Origin of the sequence: Marinilactibacillus kalidii (assembly GCF_017599325.1) — a bacterium.
GTDB classification, from domain to species: domain Bacteria; phylum Bacillota; class Bacilli; order Lactobacillales; family Carnobacteriaceae_A; genus Marinilactibacillus; species Marinilactibacillus kalidii.
Genome location: NZ_JAGFVM010000003.1, coordinates 53,433 through 69,882 on the forward strand (window position 1 = coordinate 53,433; position 16,450 = coordinate 69,882).

The following is a 16,450-nucleotide window of genomic DNA, read 5'->3' on the forward strand; positions in this document are numbered from 1 at the left end:
GGGGGAATAATAAATGAATAAATTAGCTGTATCTTTACCAGGATTAGAAATGAAAAATCCAATCATGCCAGCAAGTGGAACTTTTGGGTTTGGGGACGTTTATCGTGACTTATATAATTATGATAAACTTGGCGCAATAGTCCTCAAAACAACGACCGAGGAAGCGAGAACAGGGAATGAGGATCCTAAATTTTATCCATTAAAAAATGGCGTTTTGAATGCTGTAGGACTACAAAATCCAGGAGTCGATAAAGTTCTTTCAGAAAAAATCCCTAAATTAGCACAATTTGATACGCCCGTAATAGCAAGTGTAGGTGGTAAAACTGTTGAAGAGTTCATTTTAGTAGCCAAAAAATTGAGTGAATCTGATGTTGTTAAAGCACTGGAAGTGAATGTTTCGTGTCCAAATGTACAAGAGGGTGGTTTAACATTCGGTACGGATCCTTTAAAAGTCAAAGAAATTACGGAAGGCGTCAAACGCGTAACGCATCTACCGGTCTATATTAAATTAACACCTAATGTTACTGATATCGTGGCCATTGCTCAGGCAGCTGAGGCAGGTGGTGCTGACGGAATCAGTATGATCAATACAGTTTTAAGTATGAACTTTAACGTGGTAACGAGAAAGCCAGTTTTGGGGAATGTAATGGGCGGACTTTCAGGTGAAAGTGTCTTTCCTATCGCGCTTCGAATGATCTATCAAGTATCGCAAGCAGTGAACCTACCTATTATAGGGATGGGCGGTGTACAATCAACAGATGATGTCATACAAATGTACTTAGCCGGTGCCTCAGCTGTAGCGATTGGTACTGCAACGTACAAGAATCCATTGATTATGAATCAAATTATTTCAGAATTACCTAAACGGTTAGATGAATTAGGAATTCAATCCATACAAGCGTTGATTGATGAAGTGAAAAAGGAGCGTGTTTATGGATAATAAACCAATCATCGCGCTGGACTTTTCAACGATTGAAGAAGTCCAAGGTCTTTTAAGACATTTTGGTCATGAGCGATTAAATGTCAAAGTAGGGATGGAACTTTTCTATCAAGAAGGTAAGAAAATCATTTATTATCTTAAAGAATCTGGACATGATGTCTTTTTAGATATTAAGCTACATGATATTCCTACAACAGTACAAAAAGCGATGAAGGGGTTAGCTGGTTTAGGTGTGGATATGATCAATGTGCATGCTGCAGGCGGGACACAAATGATTGAGGCAGCTAAAGAAGGTCTTTTATCTGGAACAGTACAAGGTGTCCAAACGCCAAGCTTAATAGCGGTCACACAATTGACGAGTACGACAGAAGAAATAATGCATCGGGAACAAAAAGTCACAGGAACTTTACAAGAAAGTGTGCTTAACTATGCTCAGATAACGTATCTAGCTGGAGCCGACGGCGTGGTCTGTTCAGTTCACGAGGCGAAAGAAGTAATGAACGTTACTGAACCAACATTTTTTCGAGTAACACCTGGTATACGGCTCTTGGGCGATGAGCACAATGATCAAAAAAGGATTGCCACACCAAAAGAAGCCGTAGGAAAGCAAGCGACTCATATCGTCGTGGGGCGCTCGATTACCCAAGCAATTGATCCTTATAAAACCTATAAAGATGTTTTAAAACAGTGGAATGGAGACTGACATGACAAATTCATCAAAAATTTCAGAAGATTTACTTAGTATCGGGGCGATTTCTGTACAGCCTAATGATCCCTTTACCTGGACGAGCGGAATGAAGAGTCCAATCTACTGTGACAACCGCATCACAATGAGCTATCCGGAAATCAGAAAACGAATCGTTGCAGCATTTGTCGAAATCATTCAAAAGAACTATCCTGATGTGGAAGTGATTGCAGGGACAGCAACTGCTGGTATTCCACATGCTGCTTGGATCGCCCAAAGTCTTGATTTGCCGATGGTTTATATTAGGAGTTCAGCAAAAAAGCACGGTAAAGGAAAGCAAATAGAAGGGACTTTCAGTCCAGGAGCTAAAATGGTCATCGTAGAAGATCTTGTTTCTACAGGGAGCAGTGTAATCAACGCCGCTCAAGAAGCGATAAATGAAGAAGCTGATGTAATCGGTGCTGTAGCGATTTTCACTTATGAATTAGCAGTTAGTGCGAATGCATTCAAAGAAATCGCTTTGCCGATTCACACCATTACTAGTTATTCAAATATGATACATGTTGCACTAGAGATAGGGAAGATAAATGAGAAAGACCAAATGAGTTTGATTCGGTGGAAAATTGATCCGGAAAATTGGCAGTGATACTTGATTTTTATAGTGGTGTACTGTAAAATTTATAAAGTGCTATCGTAGTGAAAGAAGATATCAACTTATTTCATAGCGATAAGACACAGACCATTACTTGGATAAGTGTTTCACCAACATTATCTCGGTAACTGGATTCAAAAAAAGAGGAAGAGGTGTAGTGAAATGGCAGTATCAAAAGAACAAAAAACACAAATCATGACTGAATATGCTCGTCACGAAGGAGATACAGGTTCTCCAGAAGTTCAAATCGCAGTTTTAACTGCTGATATCAACGAATTGAACGAGCACGCTAAAAGACACAAAAAAGATTTCCATTCTATGCGTGGACTTATGAAAAAAATCGGTCACCGTCGTAACTTGTTAGCTTATTTACGTAACAAAGACATCACACGTTACCGTGAACTAATCCAACGTTTAGGCTTACGTCGTTAATAAAAGGCTCTATAAACCGCGTAGTTATTAATGTTAGATGGGATTTGCGGGTAACTTTATAGTACCTTACCATCAATTTAATAACGATTCTGGATTTATGTGCTGGGATTTGTATATAAAAAAGCGGGATTCTTTTTGAATCTCGCTTTCTTTATAGTTTAAGATATAACTAAGCAGGAAATGTTCAGTGCTCTACTATGCAAATGTGATTTTTTTAAGGAAAAATGACATTTGTTTAGTAGAATGAACGACCTGTGAAAATAAAGATCAAAAGGAGAATATAATGTCAGAGAAAAAAGTATTTTCAACAGAAATTGGTGGAAGAACGCTAGTAGCTGAGATCGGCCAACTAGCGAAGCAAGCAAATGGTGCTGCATTACTGAGATATGAGGACACAGTGGTATTAACTGCTGCGGTTGCCAGTAATCATGCAAGCGATCGTGACTTCTTTCCATTAATGGTAAGTTATGAAGAAAAAATGTATGCCGTTGGTAAAATTCCTGGTGGATTTATTAAAAGAGAAGGACGTCCTTCTGAAAATGCAACATTGACAGCTCGTTTGATTGACAGACCTTTACGTCCAATGTTTGCAGAAGGTTTCCGAAACGAAGTACAAATTACCAATACAGTTATGTCAGTAGATCCTAATAACTCTCCTGAAATGACGGCTATGTTAGGTTCATCTTTAGCATTAAGTATCTCTAACATTCCATTTAACGGTCCCATTGCAGGTGTTAATGTTGGTCGTGTGGATGGAGAATTAGTCATCAATCCAACAGAAGAGCAGACAGCGAAATCAGATATTCATTTAACAGTTGCTGGAACAAAAGAAGCGATCAACATGGTTGAGAGTGGTGCAGAGCAAGTTTCTGAAGAAGATATGCTTGAAGCTTTGCTATTTGGTCACGAAGCCATTCAAAAATTAGTGGCTTTTCAAGAAGAGATCGTTGCAGCTATTGGACAGGAAAAAATGGAAATTACACTTTCTGTTCCTGATGAAGCATTAAAAGAAGAAATTACAACTGCTTACAACGATAAAATGAAAGCAGCTATACAAACATTCGACAAGCTAGAACGTGCAGAAAAAACTGAAGCAGTTAAACAAGAAATTGTTGAAGCATATGAGACTTCATTGGCAGATCACGAAGACAAAGACGCCATGATGAAAGATGTAAAAGCTATCGCTTCAGACATGGAAAAAGACGAAGTTCGTCGCTTGATCACACAAGAAGATATTAGACCTGATGGCCGTAAAGTAGACGAAATCCGTCCTTTAGAATCTGAAGTTTCTGTTTTACCACGTGTACATGGTTCTGGATTGTTTACGAGAGGGCAGACACAAGCACTTTCAATTGCAACGCTTGCGCCACTTAATGAACACCAGATTATCGATGGATTAGGTAGCGAAGATAGCAAGCGATTCATTCATCACTATAACTTCCCGCAATTCTCAGTAGGAAGCACTGGTCCTGTTCGAGGACCGGGTCGTCGTGAAATCGGTCACGGTGCTCTAGGAGAACGTGCACTTGCACAAGTGATTCCTAGCGAAGAAGAATTCCCTTATACCATTCGTTTGGTAGCTGAAGTGCTTGAATCGAACGGTTCTTCTTCACAAGCGAGTATTTGTGCTGGAACGCTTGCATTGATGGATGCTGGTGTACCTATTAAAGCACCTGTAGGCGGAATTGCCATGGGACTTGTTATGGAAGGCGACGATTATACAGTATTGACAGATATCCAAGGATTAGAAGATCACCTTGGAGACATGGACTTTAAAGTGGCTGGAACGAGAGACGGTATTACAGCTCTTCAAATGGATATCAAGATTGAAGGAATTACTAAAGAAATTTTAGAAGAAGCACTGACTTCTGCTAAAAAAGCACGTCTTGAAATCTTGGACAATCTTGAAGCTGCTATCAATGCCCCTCGTACTGAATTGAGTGCGTACGCACCGAAAATCGAGTCAATCAAAATCAAACCTGAACAAATCAAGGTAGTGATTGGTAAAGGTGGCGATACCATCAATGGTATAATTGCTGAAACAAATGTGAAGATTGATATCGACGAAGAAGGAACTGTTTCAATCTATGGTCAAGATGCAACAGCAATCAAACGTGCTATTGAGATTATCGAGCAATTGACTGAAGAAGTAGAAGTTGGAAGAATATACAAAGGTACCGTTAAACGAATCGAAAAATTCGGCGCTTTTGTAGAAGTGATCAAAGGAAAAGATGGATTGGTTCACGTATCGGAACTTTCTGATAAATACATCAAAAATGTTGAAGACGTGATTTCTGTTGGAGACGTAATGGATGTTAAAGTAACAGAAGTCGACAAAATGGGTAGAGTGAACTTATCGCGTAAAGCGGTTCTTGAAGCTGAAAACGCTGAAAAAGATTCAGAATCAAAATAATTAATATTCGTAAAAAAAGAGCACCTCGTGATACAGCAAACGCTGTTTCATGAGGTGCCCTTTTTTATAAATAACCAGTTTCACTACGGATTGAGTAATGAGTAGATTTCAAATGAACGGTTTCCAATGTATCCAAATAAGTAATCACTAATGCACCCTCTTTATCTAGACCATCAATAGAAGCCTTTCTTTTCTCTTTATCTGTCATTATCCAGAAATCTTGACCAATAAGTGCAGAGTGTTTGCGACAAATTTCGAGAAATGGTTCTGTGCGATGAGTTGTAATCCAATCTTGATAATCATGCTCAAAGTAATTTAAGAATCGAGAGATGATAAGGTTGGGATCAACCATTTGCGATAATATCTTTAAGGAACTGGCTTTATCCCTTATGTCTTCTGGAATGTTTTCATAGTCTAAATTAGTATTGATACCAATACCTAAAATAATACCTTCGAGTTGATTACCAGCATATTCTGCTTCAGTTAAAATACCAGATACTTTCCTTTTTTTAACAATAATATCATTAGGCCATTTGATCGTTGCTGCTACATAATGAGATAAAGCCTTGATCATAGATGCTGCCGCTAATTGAGTTAAAAGAGCATAATCTAATGTTTGATCAATAGGTTTAAGCAATAAGCTCATAGAAACGGTTTTACCAGCAGGTGAGGACCAGGCTCTACCCAATCGGCCTTTGCCAACTGTCTGTTCATGCGCTAATAGAAGAGAGCCGTGATTGAACTGATTCATATTTTCTTTAATGTGATCATTTGTAGAGGGTGTCGATTGTAAAAGTAAAATTTCTTGACCAAAATATTTTGTGTGTAAATTTGCTGAAATAGCTGATTTAGACATTATGGGGTTAGACAAACGACAAGTATTTTTGCTAAATTCTAGTGGCATACCGTCAGATATAATGGTATTTAATATGACTTGTGTGAATTCTTTAGAACAAGCACAGGCTTGACTCAACTCGTCGACAGTGACATATTGAGGAAACTGCTTATTCAGATAATCTAACAGTTTGCTTTTTAAAATAGATGAATGCACTTTTTTGACCACCTCTGTTTGATAAGATACAGTACTAAAGTATACAGATGCAAAAAGAGAAAGTCGACAGCTGTTCGAGCAGAACATTAGTAGGAAATAAAGAATTTCTATGCTATACTAAAATCAGTGTAGAGTGAACGGACGTAAGAAAAATAGGTGAAATAGACTATAATAACTAAGTTGAACTATACGTTAAATCAACTTTTAGAGGTGAAAAGAATTGAGTAATATCAAAATTATTCCTTTTGGAGGAGTAAGAGAAAATGGTAAAAATTTATATGTAATAGAATCAGGCGAAGATATATTTGTCTTGGATTGTGGATTAATGTACCCGGAAGATGATCTTTACGGTATTGACGCAGTCATTCCTGACTTCAGTTATTTACTGGAAAATAAAGAACGTATCGCAGGTGTGTTCTTATCACACGGACATGAGGACGCTATCGGTGCATTACCTTATTTCCTTGAATCTTTCAATGTACCTGTATTTGGTTCAGAATTAACGATTGAATTAGCTAAACTATTTGTTCAAGAATCAAGTTTAGGGGCTAATTTCGACGATTATCACGTTATTGATGAGCATACAGAGATAGATTTCCATGGGAATTTAGTGAAATTTTTCAGAACGACGCATACGATTCCTGATTCGATGGGAATTTCTGTCAAAACGGAAGATGGCAATATCGTCTACACAGGGAACTTTAAGTTTGATCAAAGTGCCAACGAAGGATACCGTACAGACTTTTCCCAAATTTCTGAGATTGGTAAAGAGGGCGTCTTAGCATTACTAAGTGATTCTAATGAGGCGGAGAGTACAGTCGAGAACGTTTCTGAAAAGAAAGTTCAAGAAGAAGTACTGGATACTTTCCAAGATACGAATAGTAGAATCATTGTAGCGGCAGTTGCAAGTAACATTCTCCGTATTCAGCAAGTTTTAAATGCGGCACATGCATCTGGTCGTAAAGTGTTTATTACAGGGCGTAACCTAGAAGCGATATTAGAAACCGCAATAGAATTAGATAAATTAACATTACCCGATGAGCATTTAATTGTACCAGTTGATAAAATTGATCAATATGATGACAACCAAATCATCGTTCTTGAAACAGGTGCCTCTGGTGAACCAATTAAAACATTAAGCCGAATGGCTACTGGAAATCATGGACAAGTAAATATAAAAGAAAATGATTTAATCTTTATTGCGACGAGTCCGTCTATTTCTATGGAAGTGACAGTTGCTGAAACAGAAAACTTGATTTATCGTGCAGGTGCTTCGGTTAAGCACATTTCTGATAATATGAAAGCGTCTGGTCATGCAACACCAAATGACTTGCAATTAATGATCAATTTACTTCAACCACAATACTTTATTCCAATTCAAGGAGAATATCGTATGCTTGCAGCGCATGCTGACCTAGCGAATGAAACTGGGATTGAGAATGCAAACATCTTTATTTTGAGTAATGGAGATGTCTTGAACTATCAAAATGGTAAAATGAATCAGACAGGACAAGTACAAGCAGAAAATACTCTGATAGACGGTATTGGTATCGGAGATATTGGGAACATTGTATTAAGAGATAGACGACTGCTTTCCGAAGATGGCATATTTGTAGCTGTAGTAACCATCGATCGTAAAAAGCGTAAAGTTGTTTCTGGCCCGCATATTGTTACAAGAGGTTTTGTATTCGTGAAAGAAAGCCAAGATTTAATAAACGAATCAAACGAAATCGTAACAGGTGTTGTGAAGAAAAACTTGGAACATAATGATTTTGACTGGGGTTCAATCAAACAAGATATTCGTGAAGAACTTGGAAATCATTTATTCAAAAAAACGCGTAGACGTCCGATCATTTTACCTGTTATAATGGAAGTGAACCAAAATCGACGATTTAAATAATCGCGATCAACATTAACTATATGTACTAGGGGAGCCAATCAATTGGCTGAGAGTGGACTATCAGTCCAGACCCTTTGAACCTGTACGTTCGTACGTGCGTAGGGAGAGTACCTAGAATCAGTCTGTATAAGTATAATTTATGCTTTTTTGACGTGATGATAACTTTCAAACTCCTCCTCTAGTATACATAGTATCTATAGGAGGAGTTTTTTTATGCAGAATCAAAAGTTGAGGATTTACCTTGAGGGTACACTGTTCGCTGCTATTGCAATGATATTGTCACTTATACCAGTAGGCATTGGATCTTCATACAGTATTTCACTTGGAACGATACCACTGACCTTTTATGCCATTAGAAGAGGAATGGGTCCTGGATTAATGTCTGGCTTTCTGTGGGGAATATTAGTTGTGTTGAGTGGTTCAGGATGGATATTAAATATCTATCAGTTTATCATTGAGTATACGATAGCATTTGCCTGTGTGGGATTTGCGGGATATTATAGTGAAAAAATCATCAATAATATTCAAAACAATAAATTATCAACAGCTAAAAGATATATTATTATCGCTACAATCATTGGATCAGTTGCAAAATGGTTCTGGCATTTTGTTGCGGGCGTTTTCTTCTTCAGTGAGTACGCAGTATGGGGACTTGGACCAATCGCTTTTTCACTCATTTTCAATGGTGCGAGTATGATTTCAACCATTGTGGTCACCGTGTTTGTATTAATCTTATTATTTAATCGTGCTTCAGCGATGTTTGTACCCAAAACAAAAAACTAGTTAAAAAAGTAGTCCTTTTAAAAAAATTGGGCTACTTTTTATATTTCTAGATGTAATTCATTCAAATAACTTTTATAAGGGTTGAAATCATCAGAAAATAAGTGGACGGTTAACTAATGAATAGTGTAAACTGATGAAGATATACTGAAAAGTAACTCAGAAATTATGGAATAGGATTTCTCAACGCGATGAGGAGAATAATATGGAAATTATTAGAATGATATTTTGGATTTTTATTTTGATAAACTCGGTTCTAGCATTTATTACAGTTTTTAGAGAAAGAGAAAGAGACATTGCTGCTATCTGGGCATGGTTATTAGTGATTACAATGTTGCCTGGATTTGGTTTTATCATTTACATGTTTCTAGGAAGAAAAATTTCAAAAGAAAATATATTTGATATTCGCTCTCAGAAAAGAATCGGGATGACGCAACTAGTAGAAGCACAAAAACAATTGATAGAATCAGAAAATCTGGATGTGCCAGAAGCTAAACATCTGGATACGACATTAGAACTCGTGTCTCTATTTTTGGAAAGCAATGAATCGATATTGACAAAAGGAAACCAAGTAGATATTATTACGGACGGAAAAGAAAAATTTGATAGATTAATAAAAGATATTAGTCAAGCCAAGCATCATGTACACGTAACCTATTACATCTTTAAAACAGATGGTATCGGCACAAGACTACTGAAGGCATTGGAAGAACGAGCAGAAAATGGTGTTGAAGTAAAAGTGCTTTATGATCCAATTGGTGCACGTGTAGTTGGTAGACATTTTTTTGAACGATTGAAATCACTTGGCGGACAAGCAGAACCCTTTTTTGGTTCTAAATTTGATTTGGTTAACTTCAGATTAAACTATAGAAACCATAGAAAAATCGTGGTGATTGATGGGAAAGTTGGGTATACAGGTGGATTCAATGTTGGTGACGATTATCTAGGTTTATATGAAAAAATGGGATATTGGAGAGATACTCACCTTAGAATACAAGGGAACGGTGTTTTACCACTTCAAACAAGATTTCTTATGGACTGGAATGCTTCTGCAAAAAAACAAACTGTCAGCTATAAAGAAAGTTATTTTCCTGTTTCATCTTTCGTGGGTTCTACAGACCTACAAATTGTTTCAAGTGGACCCGACAATGAAATGCATGCAATCAAAAAGGGTTTTCTAAAAATGATTAGTATGGCTAAACATACGGTTTATATCCAAACGCCTTACTTTATTCCAGATGAATCATTAATAGAAACACTCAAGATTGCTAGTTTATCAGGAATAGAAGTAAAACTGATGATTCCAAATAAACCCGATCATCCTTTTATATACCGTGCGACGCTTAGTTATGCTGAAGAAATGATTGCAAATGGCGTACACGTTTATATTTATGATGCTGGGTTCATCCATGCTAAAACGATTGTGATTGATGGAGAAATTTTATCAGTCGGAACAGCAAATTTTGATATCAGAAGTTTTAAATTAAACTTCGAGGTTAATACATTTATGTATGACCGCTCATTAGCGAAAAAACAAGTGGCCATTTTTAATAAAGATATTGAATCATCTTACGAACTAACCAAAGAAATAATCGATAACTATACTAAATGGGAATTATTCAAGCAACAATTCAGTCGTTTATTTTCTCCTATATTATAACAGGTATGATTGGATACAATATAAAAAGACAAAGTTTACTGGAATAAAAAAAAGAAGAACGCCCCGAGTCATCATGTAGACTCGGGGCGTTCTTATTTCTATCATCATTTCCAGCTATCGGAGCATTGGAATAGCAGCAGAATAGAGTCTAAGCGTTTGATAGTCTAATATGTCTAATCTGATCACTATTCACGAGGTGAACCGTATTACTATTAACACTCGTCAGAATGATTTGACTACTATAAGGTGAAAATGTTGCTATACCAGTACATTCTGATACTACAGGATATTGGTTAGTAGGATTGAGTTGTATCGTAATGATTTTTTGTTTTCGAACTGCTTGTTTAATAAAATGTCTCAGTTGTTGCAAAGGCATTTGCTTTTGTACTGCGAAATGACGTTTAGTAAGATAGTTTTCTTTGAAGTAGTGAATGATTGGATTTTTTTCAGCTGCAAATAATTCCATATGCTCATCTCCCGAACGTTTGTTTAAATATATTATACCGAACACGCATTCCGGTTGTCAACATAGTTTATAAATTTTATCTTTAAACGTAACTTTTTAAACTATAGTGTAAAAAATAATAGAACAGTCAATCAATGTTTGATAACCAATAAATTTAAAAAAGGGTGTCGCACAAAAAATAGTGCTAATAGCAAATCGAAAAAGAAAAAAGATTCTCTGAATTAGCAGATGAAGCATTGTATCTTTATTCGATTCTTTTCCATTATGATTGTTCGATGTAACATCAAATATGCGATATAAATCACTACAAGATAAGATATATTATAATAGAAGAAACTAACTTAAATTATGAATAAACAAGTGGCTTTTTTCACAATGTGTTGCAGAAAGAGAGGTTAAAAATAGACTATCTTATCAATGTTTAAGTTAAATAAACTTCATAATTTTAGGCTGTTGTTCACTAACATTGACACAATATATTTTTTGTAAAGAATATAAAGTTGCAAGTGCTAACAACCTTCGATTCTACAAAGGTTTTCTTCATTTATAGTGAGCATATAGAATTGAAATTTTATGGTACGTATGGTAACATATATCTCGTAGTCGAAATAAATAATAATGCGGTTGGGCGTGAGCTTTCAAGGAAAATTTCTTCTGGGGTGAGAAGAAGCTTGTTAGTTGCGCCCTTTTTGGCGGAAGGAGGCACGATATGAACCGTGAGGCAATTAATTATGTAAAAGACGCTGAAGCACGCGCTTCTCAATTACGGAAAGACGCTGATGACGAGATCAAGCAAATTGAAAAAGAAACTGCTGAAAAAGTAGAATCTATTCAAACTGAACTTGAAGCTGAGTTATCAGAATACAAGTCTGAACAAGAGAAAATTTACAGCAGTAAATTGGAAAAAGACAAAGCTGAAATGGATGAATCCGCTAGTAGAGAAGCAGAGCGGTTCGAAAAGGCTTATCAAGAGAACAAAGATGCTCTAGCCAATCGAATAGCAGAGGAGGTAGTGCGTCGATATGGCAATCGCTAAAATGAAAAAACTGACTTTGATGGCTGAGCAACAAAACAAGGAAACCTTGTTACGCTCTATTCAAGAGATGCAAAGCATCGAAGTCATATCACTGTCCGATGTTTTGGAACAAGATATATTGGATCAGTTTGAAGTAGCTGATGAATATAGCGAGTCTTCAGATTTTAGCTCAGAACTTCAAGATATAGAACATGCTTTATCATACTTGGCTCAGTATATTCCAGAGCCTGGAATGATCGAGAAGCTAAAATCAAAAAGAGAAGTTCTTTCCTTGGAAGAGTTAGAAACACACGTTTCTAAAACTGACGTAAGTGGTCTAATCGAACAAGTCCAAGAGAAAGAAAAAGAACTCAACCAGATTGATGAAAAAAAGAAAGAGTTACAAGATGAAGAATCATTCTTAAGAAAATGGCGTAGTATGAATTTTCTTCCTTCAGAAGTTTCAGGATTGAAGCTTTTGAACGTTCATGTAGGTACAATAGATAGTGAACATGCACCTCGATTGATCGAAGGTATTGACGAACTATCAACAGCTTACTATGAAGAGATCTTCAGCCGAAGTGATGAAATGGGCTACTTGATTATTCTTGCAAAAGAACAAGAAGAAGCCTTTAACAAAATGACGGCAGAGTTAAGCTTCAGAGAATTGAAGTATCCTTTTGGTCTTTTACCAGAAGATGCACTCTATTCTAATTTGAATAGTCAAAAAGCACTTCGTGAAAGAAAAGATGCTTTGAAAAAAGAAATGAAAGACTGGAATACAATTTCCAGAGACCTTCAACTAGCCGAAGAATATTATTATAATCTTGGTCAAAGAGAAGTCGCGAAAGAATTAGTGCTAAATAGTGAGCATTTATTCTTAGCCAGTGGTTGGATCGAAGATGAAAAACTCGAATCTATGAAGCAAGTCATCAATACTGACTTAGGAGAAGACGCTGTAGTGATTTTAACGGATGACGTTAAAATGGAAGAATTTGATCAAGTACCAATCGTTTTGAAAAATCATAAGTTGATTAGACCGTTTGAATTAATTACTGAGATGTTTAGTTATCCTAAATACAACGAAATGGACCCAACACCGTTGATGTTTCCATTTTTCTTAGTTTTCTTCGGAATGATCGCAGCCGACTTAGGTTATGGTTTGCTATTGTCGATTGCTACATTTGTAGGATTAAAATTCTTCAATCTTGATGCAGGAACGAAGCGTTTCGTAACCTTCTTGCATATTCTGTCTTATCCGACAATGGTCTTCGGATTGATTTTCGGAAGTTTCTTCGGTATAGAATTGCCGTTCGGAATTTTCTCATTACAATCTGACGTTATAGCAGTAATGGTACTGTCTGTGGTTCTTGGTTTGATTCAATTGCTGTTTGGATTGATATTGAACGGGATTATCAAAGGTCGTCAAGGACAAAAAGCATCAAGTTATGTCGATGGTTATGCATGGGCAATGATGCTTACTGGTGCGATTTTGTTCGTATTAGGACAAATGATTATAGACAATCAATTGGTTGCTCAAATCGGTATCGGTCTTGCGCTTGTTAATGTTGTTGGGATTCTTTTAGTTTCAGCCATTTCAAGTAAAAATAAAGCTTTAGGTTTTGGACTAGGTTTATACAACTTATATGGCGTCTCAGGTTATATCGGAGATATTGTAAGTTATACACGTCTAATGGCTCTAGCTGTAGCAAGTGCGAACATCGCAATGGCATTCAACTTGATTATTGGCTTCTTACCACCGATTATGAGATTCACCGTTGGTGTAGTCATTATTATTGCACTACAAGCACTGAATATCGCTTTATCTTTCCTAAGTGCGTATGTTCATACGTCTAGGTTACAATATGTTGAGTTCTTCGGTAAATTTTTCGAAGGTGGCGGTCGTCCATTAACTCCGCTTAAAACTTTAGAGAAACACATCGATCTTAAACAAAAAAATTAAATTAATTATACAAATGGAGGAAAATAAAAATGGATTTCGTACAAACACTTTTTGGTGACAACATGGGTCAAATTTTCGCAGCTGTAGGTATTGTATTAGCAGTTGTATTATCAGGTATCGGTTCTTCACGTGGGGTAGGTATCGCAGGGGAAGCAGCAGCAGCTTTAACGAAAGAACAACCAGAGAAATTTGGTCGTGCACTAGTACTACAAATGTTACCAGCTACACAGGGTCTTTACGGTTTCGTTATTGGACTTTTGATTTTACTTGAAATCTCTCCTGACATGGCTGTATCTCAAGGTTGGTATTTACTAATGGTAGGTTTACCAGTTGGTATTACTGGACTAAGTTCAGGTGGTAACCAAGGACGTGTATCTGTTGCAGGTATGCAAATCTTAGCTCAAAAACCAGAACACACTACTAAAGGGATCATCTACTCAGCAATGGTTGAGACTTATGCTATCTTAGGTTTCGTTGTTTCCTTGATCATGATTATCTTATAATAAAAATAGTTACTTTTTCTCCAGTCAAAAATGAATACTTTTGACTGGAGTTATTAAGAAGATAGATTAAGGAGGCTAAGTATGGCAGATTTGAAACTATTGACAGAACGAGTTGTTGAAAAAGAAAAAGCAGCTATCCGCGAGCGTGTTGAAGAAGCACGAAAAGATGCTGAAGATGAAATTCAAGCAGCACGTGCGAAACAAGAGCAAGACAAAATTGCACGCAAACAAGCGATAGATGAAGCAGCTCAAAATAATTATACAATCCGTAAAAATACGTTAGAAATTCAAAGAAGAAACGATGTCTTAGCTGCTAAGCAAGCCATTCTTTCTAGAGTCTTTGAAGATGTTAAAAAGGAAACAAATCATCTTGAAGAAGCTGATTATAAAGTATTCCTTACTAATGTATTATCACAATTCAAAGAAGAAAAACAAGTAACGCTTGTCAGTGGAGAGCACACGAAAGGTTTAGTTGATCAAGCTTGGCTTGATGCTACTACTGGACCTAGCTTTAAAGCGACGTTATCTAACGAAGTAGTAACGGATAATGCCGGCGTACTTGTTCAGAAAGATGGAATTGAATATAATTTTCTGTTTGACGCGTTGATTGAAGACGCTAAACCAGAATTGGTTCCAATCATAACAAAAGAACTATTTGTTTAAGGAGGAGAAAATTTTGAAAGATACCGCTTATGGTTCTAGTAATGTACTCATTCGTGTGTATGAAAATAACCTCCTGAATCGGGGACATTACGATCGTATGTTAGCCGCTGACTCTTTTGAGGATGCTGTTAATGTACTTCGTGAAACTCCGTATAGAAATGATGTTGATCAAATAAAAGAAGATAAAAATTATGATACGATGCTGATGAATGAATTGCATCAGACATTCGACGAGTTGTTTGAGATTAGTCCCAATAAAGCGTTGATTGAGCTTTTCGGACTTCGATACGCTTATCATAATTTGAAGGTTCTTTTTAAAGAAAAATTTACTGATCAGGATTTAGATCATTTATTCATTCCTATTGGTCGATATGACATATCTGAATTGAGACAAGCAGTAAGAACAGGTGTATCTGATGTATTGCCACAACACTACATGGATAGCATTCATGAAGTGCAAGAAGATCATGATCAATATCAAAAGGTGCAAGCTGTTGATATTATTTTAGATCGCCGCTTTTTCACGCATATGCGCGCACTTGCTGATGAAACGAATGAACCGAAAATTCCGGAAATGGTTGAAAACTTTATTGATTTTCAAAATCTTTCTACATTGATCCGTGCGATGAAACAAGATCGTACGCGTAACTTCTTGACTACGATTCTTTCTAGTTCAGGTTCTATTCCTAAAGAGGAATTAGTAGACATTGCGAGTAGAGATCTTAGTTCTGCGACTAGTACCTTACAAAATACTAAGTACAGATCTATCATTGAAGCTTCTGTCGATTCTGATACAAATGAAATTTCTCCAGTCAAGTTAGATTTTGAAACAGATAATGCCTATATGCTAATGATGCGTGATGCTAAGCTACAATCATTTGGTCCACTACCAATCGTGGCATATATTTATGCAAAAGAAACAGAAGTTAAGAATCTGCGTCTCATTCTTTCTGGTAAAGAAAACGGTGTTTCTGCCGATGGAATCAGAGAAAGGATGCGATTGAACTATGTCTAGTAAAATTGGTGTTGTCGGAGATAGAGAATCCGTACTAGCATTTAAAATGCTTGGATTTGATGTATATTTCGCTTCTGAAGCGAAAGAAACAAGACGTACGATCGACAAACTTGCCGAAGAAAATTATGGAGTTGTTTATCTGACAGAACAATTGGCAGAATTAATTCCAGATACGATAAGCCGATATGATGCGAAGTTAACACCTGCCATCATTTTGATCCCGAATCATGCTGGTTCACGCGGCATTGGGAAGAAACGTGTCCAAGAAAACGTCGAAAAAGCTGTGGGTCAAAATATTCTATAGGAGGGTAC

16 protein-coding genes, 1 riboswitch and 1 other annotated feature are annotated in these 16,450 nt (G+C 36.7%); of the genes, 14 read left to right on the forward strand and 2 right to left on the reverse strand.

Annotated elements, in window-relative coordinates; all coding sequences use genetic code 11:
• Window positions 1-13: 13 nt before the first annotated feature.
• The 5 genes from J5J05_RS00495 (at window position 14) to pnp (ending at window position 5,122) form a co-directional block, all read left to right on the forward strand.
• Window positions 14-940, forward strand: a complete 927-nt coding sequence (locus J5J05_RS00495; protein WP_208558700.1) for a dihydroorotate dehydrogenase — start codon at window positions 14-16, stop codon at window positions 938-940.
• Window positions 933-1,643: an orotidine-5'-phosphate decarboxylase gene (gene pyrF / locus J5J05_RS00500; protein WP_208558701.1), complete on the forward strand. Its 711-nt coding sequence runs from the start codon at window positions 933-935 to the stop codon at window positions 1,641-1,643. The genes J5J05_RS00495 and pyrF overlap by 8 nt, the downstream gene beginning before the upstream one ends.
• 1 nt (window position 1,644) lies before the next feature.
• Window positions 1,645-2,271: an orotate phosphoribosyltransferase gene (pyrE, locus tag J5J05_RS00505; RefSeq protein WP_208558702.1), complete on the forward strand. Its 627-nt coding sequence runs from the start codon at window positions 1,645-1,647 to the stop codon at window positions 2,269-2,271.
• 168 nt (window positions 2,272-2,439) lie between these two features.
• A complete protein-coding gene (gene rpsO / locus J5J05_RS00510; protein WP_208558703.1) occupies window positions 2,440-2,709 on the forward strand; it encodes a 30S ribosomal protein S15 in 270 nt (89 codons plus the stop codon).
• A gap of 283 nt (window positions 2,710-2,992) precedes the next feature.
• Complete coding sequence (gene pnp, locus J5J05_RS00515; RefSeq protein WP_208558704.1) at window positions 2,993-5,122, forward strand: polyribonucleotide nucleotidyltransferase; 2,130 nt, start codon at window positions 2,993-2,995, stop codon at window positions 5,120-5,122.
• A gap of 64 nt (window positions 5,123-5,186) precedes the next feature.
• On the opposite strand, the gene J5J05_RS00520 is transcribed toward pnp, so the two are convergent.
• The gene (locus J5J05_RS00520; RefSeq protein WP_208558705.1) at window positions 5,187-6,173 is read right to left on the reverse strand and encodes a biotin--[acetyl-CoA-carboxylase] ligase; all 987 of its coding nucleotides are present in this window, start codon (window positions 6,171-6,173) and stop codon (window positions 5,187-5,189) included.
• Window positions 6,174-6,393: 220 nt separating this feature from the next.
• Here J5J05_RS00520 and J5J05_RS00525 point away from each other — a divergent pair, with 220 nt between their 5' ends.
• The 3 genes from J5J05_RS00525 (at window position 6,394) to cls (ending at window position 10,513) form a co-directional block, all read left to right on the forward strand.
• A complete protein-coding gene (locus J5J05_RS00525) occupies window positions 6,394-8,073 on the forward strand; it encodes a ribonuclease J (RefSeq protein WP_208558706.1) in 1,680 nt (559 codons plus the stop codon).
• 17 nt (window positions 8,074-8,090) lie between these two features.
• Window positions 8,091-8,196, forward strand: a riboswitch (TPP riboswitch).
• Window positions 8,197-8,286: 90 nt separating this feature from the next.
• Window positions 8,287-8,856 carry an energy-coupled thiamine transporter ThiT gene (thiT, locus tag J5J05_RS00530; protein ID WP_208558707.1) on the forward strand — a complete coding sequence of 190 codons (570 nt, stop codon included), beginning with the start codon at window positions 8,287-8,289 and terminating at the stop codon, window positions 8,854-8,856.
• 202 nt (window positions 8,857-9,058) lie between these two features.
• Window positions 9,059-10,513, forward strand: coding sequence for a cardiolipin synthase (cls, locus tag J5J05_RS00535; protein ID WP_208558708.1), 1,455 nt, complete (start codon window positions 9,059-9,061; stop codon window positions 10,511-10,513).
• A 148-nt stretch (window positions 10,514-10,661) separates the two neighbouring features.
• Here cls and J5J05_RS00540 read toward each other — a convergent pair whose 3' ends face one another.
• Complete coding sequence (locus J5J05_RS00540; protein ID WP_208558709.1) at window positions 10,662-10,979, reverse strand: hypothetical protein; 318 nt, start codon at window positions 10,977-10,979, stop codon at window positions 10,662-10,664.
• Between the two features lie 622 nt (window positions 10,980-11,601).
• Window positions 11,602-11,648 (forward strand) — a sequence feature (sodium ion sensor (DUF1646 type); this cis-regulatory element may regulate processes involved in with the transportation of sodium ions).
• A 40-nt stretch (window positions 11,649-11,688) separates the two neighbouring features.
• Between J5J05_RS00540 and J5J05_RS00545 the strand changes: the two genes are divergently transcribed.
• From J5J05_RS00545 to J5J05_RS00570, 6 genes are all read left to right on the forward strand, one after another.
• Window positions 11,689-12,015, forward strand: coding sequence for a hypothetical protein (locus J5J05_RS00545; protein WP_208558710.1), 327 nt, complete (start codon window positions 11,689-11,691; stop codon window positions 12,013-12,015).
• A complete protein-coding gene (locus tag J5J05_RS00550; protein WP_208558711.1) occupies window positions 12,002-13,957 on the forward strand; it encodes a V-type ATP synthase subunit I in 1,956 nt (651 codons plus the stop codon). Before J5J05_RS00545 ends, J5J05_RS00550 begins: the two co-directional genes overlap by 14 nt.
• 29 nt (window positions 13,958-13,986) lie before the next feature.
• A complete protein-coding gene (locus tag J5J05_RS00555; protein WP_208558712.1) occupies window positions 13,987-14,460 on the forward strand; it encodes a V-type ATP synthase subunit K in 474 nt (157 codons plus the stop codon).
• Window positions 14,461-14,541: 81 nt separating this feature from the next.
• Window positions 14,542-15,123 (forward strand): V-type ATP synthase subunit E, encoded by a 582-nt coding sequence (locus J5J05_RS00560; RefSeq protein ID WP_208558713.1) that lies wholly within the window; start codon window positions 14,542-14,544, stop codon window positions 15,121-15,123.
• A 13-nt stretch (window positions 15,124-15,136) separates the two neighbouring features.
• Window positions 15,137-16,138, forward strand: a complete 1,002-nt coding sequence (locus tag J5J05_RS00565) for a V-type ATP synthase subunit C (protein ID WP_208558714.1) — start codon at window positions 15,137-15,139, stop codon at window positions 16,136-16,138.
• Complete coding sequence (locus tag J5J05_RS00570) at window positions 16,131-16,442, forward strand: V-type ATP synthase subunit F (protein WP_208558715.1); 312 nt, start codon at window positions 16,131-16,133, stop codon at window positions 16,440-16,442. Before J5J05_RS00565 ends, J5J05_RS00570 begins: the two co-directional genes overlap by 8 nt.
• Window positions 16,443-16,450: the final 8 nt, after the last annotated feature.

Excerpts from the sequence above, each read along its gene's own strand:
- J5J05_RS00495 (WP_208558700.1), top strand. The coding sequence starts at position 14 with ATGAATAAATTAGCTGTATCTTTACCAGGATTAGAAATGAAAAATCCA.
- J5J05_RS00560 (WP_208558713.1), top strand. The coding sequence starts at position 14,542 with ATGGCAGATTTGAAACTATTGACAGAACGAGTTGTTGAAAAAGAAAAA.
- J5J05_RS00570 (WP_208558715.1), top strand. The coding sequence starts at position 16,131 with ATGTCTAGTAAAATTGGTGTTGTCGGAGATAGAGAATCCGTACTAGCA.
- J5J05_RS00545 (WP_208558710.1), top strand. The coding sequence starts at position 11,689 with ATGAACCGTGAGGCAATTAATTATGTAAAAGACGCTGAAGCACGCGCT.
- pyrF (WP_208558701.1), top strand. The coding sequence starts at position 933 with ATGGATAATAAACCAATCATCGCGCTGGACTTTTCAACGATTGAAGAA.
- cls (WP_208558708.1), top strand. The coding sequence starts at position 9,059 with ATGGAAATTATTAGAATGATATTTTGGATTTTTATTTTGATAAACTCG.
- pnp (WP_208558704.1), top strand. The coding sequence starts at position 2,993 with ATGTCAGAGAAAAAAGTATTTTCAACAGAAATTGGTGGAAGAACGCTA.
- rpsO (WP_208558703.1), top strand. The coding sequence starts at position 2,440 with ATGGCAGTATCAAAAGAACAAAAAACACAAATCATGACTGAATATGCT.
- J5J05_RS00550 (WP_208558711.1), top strand. The coding sequence starts at position 12,002 with ATGGCAATCGCTAAAATGAAAAAACTGACTTTGATGGCTGAGCAACAA.
- J5J05_RS00555 (WP_208558712.1), top strand. The coding sequence starts at position 13,987 with ATGGATTTCGTACAAACACTTTTTGGTGACAACATGGGTCAAATTTTC.
- J5J05_RS00540 (WP_208558709.1), bottom strand. The coding sequence starts at position 10,979 with ATGGAATTATTTGCAGCTGAAAAAAATCCAATCATTCACTACTTCAAA.
- pyrE (WP_208558702.1), top strand. The coding sequence starts at position 1,645 with ATGACAAATTCATCAAAAATTTCAGAAGATTTACTTAGTATCGGGGCG.
- thiT (WP_208558707.1), top strand. The coding sequence starts at position 8,287 with ATGCAGAATCAAAAGTTGAGGATTTACCTTGAGGGTACACTGTTCGCT.